This window comes from Corynebacterium sp. 1103A, assembly GCF_055700955.1.
The window spans coordinates 1-13,333 of the sequence record NZ_JASTTF010000007.1 but is presented as its reverse complement, the minus strand read 5'-3'; the positions used below and the strand labels follow the sequence as shown (position 1 = coordinate 13,333).

Below are 13,333 nucleotides of genomic sequence, written 5' to 3'. Positions count from 1 at the left end.
AGCCGGGTCATCCCAGGCCAGCCCAGAGCACCCCAAGCAAGAAAAGAGAGTTCCGGGCAAGTTTGGGGATGGGGCCCGCCCCGGAAGGCAAAACTTGTCCGGAACTCTCGTGGTGGCGCCTAAAGCGCCTAGAGCGGCGCCGGCAGCCAGAGGGCGCCTAGAGAACTAGGCCTCCGGGTAGAAGCCGTCCGCGCCGAGGCGGGCGTTCTCGTCTAGGAGCATGGCGGCCTCGGCCTGCTTGGACTCGCCGGGCAGGCGGCGGGATTCGATGACCTCGAACAGCGGGGCGCGGCCCAGCATGCCGGCTTCGAAGTGGGCGTGCCCGCGGGCTAGGCGCTGGTTGGCGCGGGCCAGCCAGGCATCGGCGGCGTCGTGGCCGCGCTGTTGGCGCACCGCGGCGTAGAAGACGCCGGGGTGGGCGTAGACCAGCAGCGCGCCGACGTGCCCGAAGCCCAGGGAGGTCAGCGCCGCCGCGCGGACGGGCTGGCCGCCGGCCGCCAGGTTCAGCGGGCTGCGCAGCCAGACCAGGTTCTTCGCCTTAGGTGCAATCAACGGATCCACGCAGTCTAGCGACACGTTCGCCGGCAGGACGCCGGTGCGGAAGACGTCGATGAGCCCGCCGGTCTGGAACAGGGCCGCGCCCGCCTTGGAGTGGCCGGTCAGGGTCTTCTGCGAGATGACGAAGAGCGGTTGGTCGGCATCGCGGCCTATGGCCGGCCAGAGCAGCGAGTGCAGCTCCGACTCGTTCGGGTCGTTGGCGTTGGTGGAGGTGTCGTGCTTGGACAGCACGCTCACGTCGTTGGGGGAAAGCCCCAGCCCGCGCAGCGACTTGGCCAGGCGGGAGTTTTCCCGTCCGCGGCCGGCACCCAGCGCACCCAGGCCCGGGGCCGGGATGGAGGTGTGCGCGCCGTCGCCGTAGGAGGCCGCGTGCGCGACCACGGCGTGGACCGGCAGGCCGAGCTCGGCGGCCAGGCTGCCGCGGGCCAGGATGACGGTGCCGCCGCCCTCGCCCTCGAGGAAGCCGCCGCGCCGGCGGTCGTTGGCACGGGAGATGAACCGGCCGTCGATGCCTTTGTCCAGCATCGCGGCGGTTTCCGCCGTGGCGTTCATGTCGCCGAAGCCGGTCAGCGACTCGACCTGTACGTCGTCAATGCCGCCGGCGATGACCACGTCGGCCTTGCCCAAGGCAATCTTGTCCACGCCCTCCTCGATGGACACGGCCGCGGTGGCGCAAGCGCCGATGGGGTGAATCATTGAGCCGTAGCCGCCGACCAGCGACTGCATGGTGTGCGCCGCGATGACGTTCGGTAGCGCCTCCTGCAGGATGTCGCTGGGCCGGTCGCCGCCCAAGAAGCGGGTGACGAAGACCTTGTGCAGGCTCTCCATGCCGCCGATGCCGGTACCCTGCGTTGTGGCCACCTGGCCCGGGTGCACGGCCTGGAGCAGCTCGGTGGGGCTGAAGCCGGCCTGGGTGAAGGCATCGACGGCCGTGACCAGGTTCCAGACCGCCATGCGGTCCAGCGAGTCCAGCATGTGGTCCGGGATGCCCCAGCGGGAGGCGTCGAAGTTGTCCGGCATCTGGGCCGCGATGGTGCGCGTCAGCGTGGCCTTGCGTGGCACCTGCACGCGCGCGCCCTGAAGGCGGGTGACCTCCCACTCGTCGTCGGCCGGCTGGATGCGGACGAAGTCCGGGTCGGCGGCGGCGATGTCGCGGGCGGACTGCTCGTCGGGCACGGTGAAAGTGATGTCGCGGTCGAGGAAGACCTCGGTGAGATCGATGGAGCCTTGGTCGACCAGGTGGTACTTGTCGCTGAGCGTGCGCACACCGGCGCGCGCGACGACCTCGTCGCGGAAGCGGGAGTAGATCTCCTCCTCGGCGACCTCGTTGCCCTCGGCGTCGAACCAGCCCGGGTGCGGGTCCTCCGACCAGGAGATCAGCCCGGTCATCCAGGCCAGCTCGAGCACGCCAGCGGCGGTCAGCTCGGCACCGCCGTCGCGGTTCAAGCCGTATTCGGCCTCGAAGCGGGTGCGGCCCGAGCCCCAGGAGCTGACCTCGCCCACGCCGGCGATGACCACCAGGTCATCCAAGTCCGTAGTGACGGTGCCAACGCCTTCGTCCGGGGTGGAGCCCAGCACCGGCTGCTGCGGGCGCGCCGGGGTGGGCAGGGCGGTGATCGTGGTGGGGGCCTCGGCGGCTTCCTCCGTCGCGGCCGGCTGGGAGGCGGCGGCCTTCTTGGCCAGCTCGCGCAGGGACACCCCCTCCAGCCCGCCGGTCAGATCGAGCTCGACCGGGGCCTGGGCGGCGCGCTCGCGGCTACGCGCGGAAGCCAGGTCCAGCAGCTGCGCGGAGATCTCGGCCGGGGACCAGACGTGGATGCCGGCGGCCTCGGCGGCAGGCACTAGACCGTCGTTGCCGCCCATCAGGTGCGTGCCGGCCACCCAGCCGATCTTCGCCTGCGCCAGGGTGACACCGGCCGGCCAGCCGGCTTCGGCGCTCCACTTGGACAGGATGGCATCGAGGGCGGCCTTGACCTCGCCGTATGCGCCGTCGCCGCCGAAAAGCCCGCGGTTCGGCGAGCCCGGCAGCACGACGTGGCAGCGGGTGTCCACGGCCTGCTGCGCCAGGGAGCTTAAGCCCGCGATGGTGCGCTCCAGCGACCACAGCAGCAGGCGGGCTTGGTTCTCGGTGGCGGAGCCGGCATCGGCCAGCGAGCCGGATACGGAAGGCGCGGCGAAGGGGAAGGCCAGCGTCGGGGTCAGCGCGGGTTTTAGGACCTTGACCTCGTTGCCCACGGACTCGCGCTGCTCGGTGCCGATCCACTCGATGAGCGAATCCACGTCGCGGAAGCTGGACAGGTTGGCCGGCACCAGCCACAGGGCCGCGCCCGGGGCGGCGTGGCGGGCGTAGAGCTTTCGGGCGAATTCCTTGCGGGACTGGCTGACACGGGAGGCGGTCATGATGACCGTCGCGCCCCCGGTCAGCAGGCCCTCCACCAGGGCAGAGGCGATCGAGCCCGGCGCCGCGCCGGTGACCAGCGCGACCTCGCCGGCAAAGTCGCCGGCAGGTTCTTGGCCCGCCAGCTTGGCGATGCCCCGCAGGCGCCGCTGGGCAGCCTCCGGCAGGTCGCCGTGCTCGGCCCACCAGGTGGCCTGCTCGGCGACGGTTTGGCCCGCGCCGCTAAAGCGGGCGGTGTCCTGGTCCGCGGTGTCGGCCGCGTCTGTCTCGCCCAGGGCGATGCGGGCGATGTCCTCGCGGGCGCTGGCCCAGCGGTCGTCAAAGAGGACGGCGCGGTTGGCGTCGAAGGACGGGGTGACCAGTTTCAGCCAGCCGGAGCCGAGCTCGGCCTCGACGGCCTCGATGAGCGTGGTGTCCGGGGCCTCGGGCGTGGTCTCCTGTGGGGTCAGGCCCAGCTGGTCGAGCACCTGGCGCGCGGCGGTGGCCAGCACGCCGTTGTCGCCGGTGACGGTCTCGGCGTAGGCCTCCAGCGCGGCGGAGTCCACCACGCCTCCGCCGGCAGCGGAGCTGGCCGCGCCCTTGCTTACGGAAACGGAATGATCCGCTGCGACGGCCTCGATGGCCTGGTCCAGAAGATCGGTGACCGCGGACTTGGAGCTGGCCGAATCCGGCAGGGTGGCCAGGCTGCCGCCGCGCACGGAGTCCTCCGCGCGGGTGCCCAGGAGAACTTCGGCCTCCACGAAGGCGCTCCAGGACTCGGGCAGGCCCCAGGTGCCGGTGACGTACTCGCCCACGAAGGCCGGCTTCAGGCCGGCGGCGCCGAAGAGCTGGCGCAGGCGGGAGCCGATGGTCTCGGTGAGCACGGAGCCGAAGGCGGCGTAGCCGGGCGCGGCGGTGTTGACGCGTTCGCGCAGGGTGGCGACGTCGGCATCGGCGGCGCCGTCGATGGCGGGCACGCCGATTTCGGCCGACATGTCCATCAGCAGCTGGTTGCGGCGCGAGGACACGCCGTTGGTCAGCTCCTCGACGGTGTCCGTGTCGTTGATCTGAGACAGGCGGATCTTGTTCTGGAAGGCGAAGAGCACCATGATGGCCTGCGCCGCGTCGAAGTTCAGCTCCGGAGCGGCAGCGGCCGGGGCTGCGGCGGCCGGAGCACCTGCAGGCGGAGCAGCAGGCTGGGCAGGCGCGGCCGGCTCAGCAGCAGCGGCCGGCTCCGCAGCAGCGGCCGGCTCACCCGGCTCGGCAGCGGGGTCAGAACCGGCGGCCGCGGCCTCCTCCGGCGCCGGGGTGGCCGGGGCGGAGCGCACGTCGGCGAGCATGACCTGGTCCTGGTCGCGCTCGACGTTGAAGACGGGCAGCTCGAGCCCGGCCACGGCGAGGGAGCGCTGCGCCAGGTTGGTCAGCGTCGGGGAGCTGGCCAGGCCGACCTCGATGATCTGGTCGACGTGGCCGAAGAGCAGCTCCTGGGTCTCGATCCAGCGCACCGGGGAGGCGAACTGCCAGGACAACAGCTCGATCATGAGCAGGCGGGCTAGCTGGTTGTCGTCCATGTCGTCCACGCGCAGCCCGTCCAGGCGGCCGGAGGGGGCCAGCGGGGCGACGGCGTCGACGAAGTCCTGGGTCAGCTCGAAGGGGCGGGCCACCAGGTTTGGCACGTAGCGGCCGACCAGGGTGTCCAGGTCGAGCTGCTCCGGCAGGAGCTCGTCCAGCTTGTCGGCGAACGCCGGCACGCCGTCGCGCAACACGCGGGAGTGGAAGGGCACGTCGATGCCGGGCACCATCACCACGGCGCGGTCCTTGATGGCGTTGGTCTTTTCTAACAGCGCGGCCAGGCCGGCCTTGGTGCCGGCCACGGAGTACTGCTGGCCGGCGATGTTGTAGTTGACGATCTCCAGGAACTCGCCGGTTTCTTCGGCCACGCCAGCGACGTAGTCGGCGACCTCCTCGGCCGGGATGCCCACCATGTTCGGGCGCAGCGCGGCCATGGCGTAGTTGGAGTTGCCCTCGGCATCGCGTGGGACCAGCGAGCCCATGGCGGAGCCGCGGGAGTAGACGATGTCGATAACGCCCTCGAGGTCGAAGATGTTGGCCAGGGAGGCCAGGGCGGTGTACTCGCCCAGGGAGTGGCCGGCGTAGTAGGAACCGGAGGCCAGGGCGTCGGCCTCGCGGAGGCGCTCGGTCTGGGCGTAGGCGACCACGGCCAGGGCGACCTGGGTGAACTGGGTCAGGTGGAGCACGCCCTGCGGGTGGCGGAAGACCTCGCCGCGCACGGTCAGCTCGGTCGGGTTGTCGTCGATGATCTGCTGGATGGAAAAACCGAGGTGGTCGCGGGTGTGCCGGTCGGCGCGGCGCCAGATCTCGCGGGCGGCCGGCGAGGCGTCGCGGTCGCCGCGGCCCATGCCGGGGGCCTGGATGCCCTGGCCCGGGTAGACGTAGGCGGTGCGGGGCTGGGCCAGCAGCGCCTGGCCGACGGAGACGACCTCGCCGTCGATCCGGCAGGTGACCTCCAGGGCGGCGTGGATGCCCTTGCGGCCGACGCGCTCGACGGTAATCTCAATCGCGTCGTTGAGCTGGACCATCCCGAACATTGAATAAGTCCAGCCCACCACGCGGCCCTGGCGCCCGGCCAGGTGCTGGGCGGTGGCAGAAAGCCACATGCCGTGCACCAGCGGGGCAGACAGGCCGACCAGCCCGGCGGCGTTGGCGGAGGTGTGGATCGGGTTGTAGTCGCCGGAGACCAGCGCGAAGGGGGTCATATCAGCCGGGGCGGTGACCACGGCGCGGTCCAGGAAGGAGCGTGGGGTGGATTCGACCTTGGTCGCGGACTTGCCGCCGCCCCACTCCGGGGCGGGGCTGGGCTGGTTGTGCCCGTGGGCGCGGCCGCGGATGGCAAAGCGCTGCATCTGGGTGACCACGACCTTGCCGCTTACGTGGTCGCGCAGCTCCAGCTCGACGGTGACGATCCGCCCAGAGCTGGACTCCTCGATGACCGAGCACCAGGAGGTCACGTCGATGCGCCGGCCGTCGGCCAGCTCCTCGAGCGGGACGCGCACGTCGATGACGTGGTTGAGGTGGACGGCGTTGAGCAGGCCCTCGATGACCGGGTAGCCGTCGTCTAGCTGGCCGGAGCCCAGGGCGGTGTAGATGGCCGGCCAGCAGGGTCCGACCAGCACGTCCGGGGTCCCGGCGCCGGGGCGTGCCGATTCTTCCTCGGCCGGGGGGCTCACCGGCAGCGCCGCGCCGGTCACGGCGGTGTGGGCGGACAGGAGGGAGGCCGGCAGGTGGAAGGAATAGTGGGCGACGCCGAAGGGGGTCGACTCGGTGATAGAGCCCGGCACGATCTGGGGCATCTCGGTGATCTCGTCGCCCTGCTCGGCGGTGGAGCCAACGCCGGCGAGGCCGGACAGGAGGGCGAAGACGGAGTCGGGCAGGCGCTCGTCGGAGACGACCGGGGAGCCGCCGGTGGCCACGTCTGCTGGCAGGTCCACCGGGACGGTGACCTCGCGGACGTAGAAGGGGTGCTCGGCCTCCGGCAGGTTGTCCCAGTAGGAGTCCGCGGTAATGCGGATGGACCAAGCGCCGTCTTCGTCCTGGACGAGGTCGTAGGCGTCCGGGTCCATCTCGTAGGCGGGGTTGGCCATCAGGTGGCCGTGCCAGACCAGGGTGGGGGCGGCGCGCAGGAAGGCGGCGGCATCGCGGGCGTCGGCCAGGCGGGAAAACGCCTCGACCGGCTGCTGGCCCGCGGACTCCAGGGAATCCGTGGTGCCCTGCTCAAAGCGGGCGAGCAGCTCGGCGACGGGCTCGTTGAGCTTGGTGATGCCGGCAACGGCCACCGGGCCGGGGATGATGCGGACCTGGTCGGCGGTGTAGCGGGCGTCCTGGGCCTGCCAGAGGGTGTCCTTGCCGAACCAAGTCTTGAGATCGCCATCGATGGCGGGCACCCACGGCATGGGCTTGACGTGCTTGTAGTGCAGGGATATCCACCAGGCGGCATCGCGCGGCGAGACCTGCACCTCGCGGGCCTCCGGGTAAGCCTCTAGCAGCCGGGCGGCCGCGGCCGGGGCGTCGGCGACGTCGTGGACGGTGGCGAAGAGGGTGTCGATCTCGCCGTGATCGGCGGGGCTTAGGCGCGCCTCGATGCGGTGCAGCAGGTCGAGGAAGCGGTCGTCCCAGCTGGGATCGGCAAAGGGGTGGGCCAGCTCGACGAAGCGGTTGACCCACTCGGCATAGGTCATGGTCTCCACGTCGCCGAAGTAGGGCTTCGAGGTCTTGGCGAGTGCGGTGATGATGTCGTCGCGCCAGGCGTCGTAGTCCTCGATGGGCAGGGAGGTGATAAGCCGGGAGGCCTTGGCGAAGGAGTTGTCCAGGTCGTGGATGTCGGCCAGCAGGTGGGACTGGGAGGAGGCCACGCCGCCGGTGCCCTGGCCGCGGCCGACCCAGCCGCCGTTGTCGTTCGGGGTCACGCCGGGGGTATCAACCAGCAGCTGCTTGACGGAGTCGGTGGCCTTGGCCTCCTTGGTGGCCATGGCGACGGTGCCGATGAAGACGGCATCGACGGGCATGGCCGGCAGGTTGTAGCCGGTGGACCAGGTGCCGGTCAGGTAGGTCGCGGCGCGCTCCGGGGAGGAGATGCCGCCGCCGACGGCCAGCAGCACGTTGCGGTGGGCCCGGATATCGGCGTAGGTGGCCAGCAGCATGTCGTCCAGGTTGACCCAGGAGTGGTGGCCGCCGGCGTGGCCGTCCTCGACCTGCATGAGGATGACCGAGTCCGGGTTGGCGGCGGCGATCTTCAGGGTGTCCTGGATCTGGCGGGCCGTGCCCGGCTTGAAGGAGACGAAGGGGAAGCCGTCCGCGTGCAGCTGGTCGAGCAGGGCCGTGGCCTCGTCGACCTCCGGGATGCCGGCGGAAACGCACACGCCGTTGAACGGGGCGCCGGCTGCGCGGGCCTTGGGCACGATGCGCGCCTGCCCGAACTGCAGGTTCCACAGGAAGCGGTCGAAGAACATGGTGTTGAACTGGGCGGTGCGGCCCGGCTTGAGCTGCGCCTCCAGGTTCTTGCGGTGTTCGGTGAAGACCTCGTCCGAGTACATGCCGCCGCCGGCCAGCTCGGTCCAGTGGCCGGCGTTGGCGGCCGCGGCGACGATGTCCGCGTCCGCCGAGGTCGGCGTCATCCCGCCCAGCATGATGGGCGACAGGCCCGTGGCGGCGGAAAAGCGCGTCTGGGTGTAGACGCCGCCGTCCGGCAGGCGCACCAGGCGCGGGGCGAACTCGGAGTAGTCCGTGCCCTCCGGCAGCGCGGTGCCCGGGGTGGCCAGCGCGTTGCGTGCGGCCGCGGTGGTGGCGTCCACGATGGCCACCCCGGTGCCGGCCACCAGCGGCTGGGTCAGCTTGGTAAGCCCCTTGTCCAGGCTCAGCAGGTAGTCGGCGTCCAGGGCGGCGACGGTGGCGGGCCAGTCGTGCTCGTCGACCAGGATCTGCTGGGCGAGCGTGCGGGCGAAGTCCTGGTCGAGCCCGCACAGTCCTGCGAACTCGACGGTGCGCTCGACGGCGCCGGCCAGGCTGGCGTGGTGGAAGGGCAGGGCCACCGGCAGGTAGTCGAAGACGGGGGCGAGCTCGTCGCCGCCGAATTCGCGGGATTCCAGGCGCTCGTTGAAGGCGGCGGCCGCGGTGGTAATGGCCGTCTGAGTGGCGGCCAGGTCCTCCGGCGTGCCCGCGATAACGACGTGGCGGCGGCCGTTGACCACCGCCACGGCGGCCGAGCCCGCCAGGTGCTTGTCCACCTGCGCGCGTTCCAGGCCCCGGATGGAGAGCATGTGGCTGCGGGTGTCGTGGGCGCCGTGGACCTGGGCCGCGGCGGTGCCCATGAGCACGGCCAGCAGCAGGGCGTCCCGCGGGTTGTCCACCGCGGCCGCGCCCAGGGAGCCCTGCGAGTGGCCGGCGGTCTGCGCCTTGTCCACGTTCAGGCCTAGGTCCCGCAGCTGGCCCACGGCGGCGATCTGGCCCAGGACGATGCCCGGTACCGAGTAGGCCGGGAAGGCGTCCGCGTCGACGGCCTCGGCCGCCGGCGCGCCGGGCTTGTCCGCGGCCGCGGCCTCCGCGCTGGTGGCCTCCGGGCTGTTCAGCAGGGACTCCAGGCGCTCGAACACGCCCGGGCAGGTGGAGGCGATGGCCCGGGCCACCGGGCCGGCGGCCACGCGCACCTGGGCGAGCAACCCGGTCAACTGCTCCGCCTGCGGGCTCGCCCCGGCGGCGGCCACTGCCTCTTGCCAGGGGGAACCTTGGCCGGCGAAAAGGAGGGCCGGTGAGGTCTCAGCGGCGTTTAACGTCAACAAGGGAGTCAAAGACATATAGGTGTCTACCTCGATTTTTCTGGATTTGGCAACAAATTGTGCGGCACCAACTTCTCCTGTTGCTGGAAACGATGTTGTTAGCAATAGGAAATCAATGCGGTCTAGACACAGTAACCCATCCCACAGCCGCAGGCGTACCGCCACGCGCGAAATGTGAGTAATTACTCATATTTTGGGGGAGGGTGACTTCCTTGCACACCCCGCCACGGATCCGTTGGCCCATTCCCATGGACCCGGCCGCGTCCAATCGACAAATCAGTAGCGTGCAGCCCCGTCCCGTCCGCGAACTCGCGGCGCACCCCAGCAAGTCGGATATACGGCTGCGGCTCAGTCTGGGCGGATAGTGGTGAAGCAGTCATGGTGGATGTCCCGGGGTTTAAGAAGCTGTAATAACTTCGGCGGTCGTGAAGGTGTCGCGGTGCTCTACCGTCGCACTGACAACAGGGCCGACCTCGGCAATTGAGGTACCTGTAGCCTTGCTGAGCTTGCCCGGCCCTAGCTCCGCAACGATATCCACCGCACGGTCGCCTTCGGGCAGGCTGCACTGCTTATCGATGCACCCCGCCTCCTTCTTGTTACTGAAATCAAGGGTGATACTCGCGTAGCTGGCGTTTACCTGCGCGGCGTAGTTGTCGTCCGAGGAGTCAAAGCCCGCGTCACGGGCTTCTTCCAGGACGCGATCCACCGAATCCTCCGACACCGAGTTGTCGGTAAGTTCTGCGCGGCGCTTGAAGGTGACGTCGTAGGAGTCCTCGCCCTCCTTATGGCGCAACCGGATACTCCAACCCTGGGAGCCGTAGAAGCGGTCCGGGGTGTCTGCATAAACGGAGCGCTCCGTGCCTTCGAACTCCCCGAGTTTAAAGCGGGACGTCAGCGCCTGACTGGGCTGCCCCTCGGCATCCACAGCGTCACCTTTAAGGAGCAACTTCACCTGGTAGTCGGGCTCAGCAACCGCAGCAGCAGACGCCTCTCCAGCCCCGCCGGGGGCAGCCATCGCAACCGCCATGAGCATGCCGCAGGCAGCTTCGATACTTCTCTTAAACACGGCGAGAATACCAGAGTGCTTAGGTTTCGAAACTACTAAATAGTTATGTAGATAACGTGAACATCAGGTAAAGCACTACGTCCTGCCCCGCACAGATAATGGACTCTGCTCCCCAAGCACAGCTGACGCACGCAGCTTTAGATAATCCATTCGGATAAACGCCCCGCCGAGTCTGGTCGTTCACATCCAATTTAAAGTGATTTGTCTACATCCCCCTAAGGAGCGTGAATGTCGAAGCTCAGCATCGACCAAAAGGCCGTCTTGTCGCTGTTCAGCGATAAGCGGGCCGATTTCCTCATCCCCGACTACCAGCGCCCCTACGCGTGGACCGAGGATCAGTGCCTGACCTTATGGGAAGATATTTTCGCTTTCGCCATCCCGGAAGGCGACGTTGACCAGTTCGACGACAACGACGAGTACTTCCTGGGGCCCATCGTGACCTTTCGCAACACGGAAGGCCAGCTCGAAATCATCGACGGACAGCAGCGACTGACGACCTTGATGCTGCTCCTGCGTGCTTTCTATGCGAAGTTCGAGCACATGAAAGACGCTCGATCGGTGAAAACCCGCGATCTTATCGCGTCGTGCCTGTGGAAGACCGATGAGTTCGGCGACCCCGACTACGAACAGCTGAAGATCGACTCTGAGGTAGCCTCCGACGACGACAAGGGCGAGTTTCTCGAAATCCTGCGAAAAGGTGAGGTAGTTCCGGGCCGTCGCAGCCGGTACGCGGAGAACTTCGCGTTCTTCCAACGCAGCATCGACGAGTTTGTCGACAAGTTCCCGACCTATACGCCTTCGCTGGCCATGCGCATCCTGAAGAACCTAATCCTGCTTCCGATTGAGGCAGAATCCCAGCGAACAGCCCTTCGGATCTTCTCCACGCTCAACGACCGCGGGCTGCCGTTGGCGGATGCGGACATCTTTAAATCGCAGTTCTACAAGTACTTCGCGGATAAAGACAAGAAGGACGAGTTCATCGATCGCTGGCGGGTGCTGGAAGAGACCAGTAGCCGAATCTTCGACCGGTCCAGTTCCAATGCGATGGATGAGCTGTTCACGCGCTACATGTACTACCGGCGTGCGAAGCTGGGTATTCGCAAGACGACGACGGTGTCCCTGCGTGATTTCTATGAACGTGGCAACTACGAGCTGCTGAAATCAGAGCAGACCCTTGCTGACCTGGAAACCCTCCTCTCGTTCTGGGTAAGAGTCAACGACCAGGAAGGCTTTAGCGAGGAAGTAATCCGCCGACTCTTCGTCATGTCGCACGCGCCGAACAGCATGTGGACCTACTTCGTGTCCGTGTACTACATGCATAACCATGATGAGAACGGCGAACTGGATGACAACAAATTCCTGGACTTCCTCTCAGGTATCAATGCATTCATCTGGGCATATTCCATTGAGCGACCCGGTGTAAACGCGCTGCGTACCCCAATCTTCCCGGCGATGGTCCGGCTGGTCAACGACGAGCCAGTTACTTTCGAGCAACACCGTTTCGACCGCGCCGGCTTGGAAGAGCGGATAAAATCTTTCCGATTTAACAATGGGCGACCGATTACCCGTTCCATGCTGGTGTGGTGGGCCTTCCAGGATCCCGATCAGCAGCCGTTCGATCCGGATGTGAAGCTCGAGCTCGAGCACATCTACGCCAAGAAGCGTGCCGACGTGGAAAACTCCCTCGACCCGCGCAGCCTGCTCGAATCACTGGGCAACAAGGCGTTCCTGGAAAAGTCCATCAACATCCGCGCATCGGACTACCGCTTCTCCGACAAGAAGAACTACTACAACGGCTTCACCACGTCCCGCGGCCAAGTCCGCCCAGGCACCCGCAACGTCGAGCTTACGAAGCTCGCGGAGAATCAAAACGACTTCAAGCAGGAGGACATCATCGCACGAAACGAGAAGATCGTGTCCAGTTTCCTGGACTTCGTTGGCGAGTGGGGACTGCTCACTGACGACTAAGCCGGGCGGTTAACTCATACAACGGGCGGCCCCGATGCTTCTTTCAAGGACGGAGAGAGCGCGCTGAAGTTCTTAGGTTTCGCTACTCCTAGGATTTTGTGGCCGGCCGTGGTCTACAGGGCCAGCGTTGACCGTGTCGATAGATACGCGAAAAGAGCTCCTGAAACCTAATCCATCTGGATGGACTTAAAGGGTCTCAGGAGTTCTTTTCGGGGATTAATTAGAGGACCAAATCATCCAGTTCCCACTACAGGTGAGCGGTTACGCCAGGGCCGTAGGGGATTTCAAAGGCGAAGAATACGAGGAAGACTGCCAAGAAGGTGCAGAAAAAACGCAATCGTGTAGGGCAGCATGAGGCTGATATATGTACCCACGCCCGCACTCTTGTCGTACCGGCGGATATAGCCCAGGACGATCGGCAGGTAAGGGGACACCGGAGTGACCATGTTCGCGGAGGAGTCACCCATGCGGTAGGCCGCCAGGATGAAGCCGGGGTGGTAGCCCAGCTGCATAAACAGTGGGACGAAGACAGGCGCTTCCAAAGCCCACTTGGCGCTGCCCGACGGAACGATGAGGTTGAGCAGGGCGGTGAACACGATGTAGCCGATAATCAAGAAGATCCCGGTAAAACCGACTTCCTTCTGGGGTGGCCTAAGAATTCGGTCCAGTTGGTTTAAGCGTTGACCGTGTTTTCATGTTTCCATTGTTCCGCATACTTCCGCGGCTGAGGTAGCCCAGGGAGGAATGCGGGTGGAAGTCATTGTACCGCTGCGACCACTGTCCCACGAGCATCCGTGCGTGTTCGAGATTGTCGATGCTGTTGTCTTCTAAGAGTTCGTCACGCATTCGGTTGTGGAAAGACTCGACATACCCGTTATGCCAGGGCTGTCCTGGCGGGATAAACGCCTGAATCGTTTCATCCTCCTCAGCCCATTCGTTGAGCGCATGAGCGATGAACTCGGGGTCGTTATCCATCCGGATCACCCGCGGGCGCCCGCCTTGGTCACAACAAGC

The 13,333-nt window shown here is 66.9% G+C and carries 5 protein-coding genes; 1 reads left to right on the top strand and 4 read right to left on the bottom strand.

Annotated elements, in window-relative coordinates:
* Positions 1–165 precede the first annotated feature (165 nt).
* Together QQS52_RS06425 and QQS52_RS06420 are read right to left on the bottom strand one after the other, a co-directional pair.
* Positions 166–9,303: a fatty acid synthase subunit beta domain-containing protein gene (locus tag QQS52_RS06425; RefSeq protein WP_472773095.1), complete on the bottom strand. Its 9,138-nt coding sequence runs from the start codon at positions 9,301–9,303 to the stop codon at positions 166–168.
* Positions 9,304–9,682: 379 nt separating this feature from the next.
* On the bottom strand, positions 9,683–10,318 hold the full coding sequence (locus QQS52_RS06420; RefSeq protein WP_472773094.1) for a hypothetical protein: 636 nt from the start codon (positions 10,316–10,318) through the stop codon (positions 9,683–9,685).
* A 261-nt stretch (positions 10,319–10,579) separates the two neighbouring features.
* On the opposite strand from QQS52_RS06420, the gene QQS52_RS06415 reads away from it, so the two are divergent.
* Entirely contained in the window at positions 10,580–12,319 is a 1,740-nt protein-coding gene (locus QQS52_RS06415) for a DUF262 domain-containing protein (protein ID WP_472773093.1), read from the top strand.
* A gap of 284 nt (positions 12,320–12,603) precedes the next feature.
* Here QQS52_RS06415 and QQS52_RS06410 read toward each other — a convergent pair whose 3' ends face one another.
* Both QQS52_RS06410 and QQS52_RS06405 read right to left on the bottom strand, forming a co-directional pair.
* Positions 12,604–12,978, bottom strand: a complete 375-nt coding sequence (locus tag QQS52_RS06410; protein WP_472773179.1) for an AbgT family transporter — start codon at positions 12,976–12,978, stop codon at positions 12,604–12,606.
* Positions 12,971–13,333: integrase core domain-containing protein (locus tag QQS52_RS06405; protein WP_472773092.1), on the bottom strand; the 363-nt coding region annotated here is incomplete at its 5' end. The genes QQS52_RS06405 and QQS52_RS06410, both read right to left, overlap by 8 nt.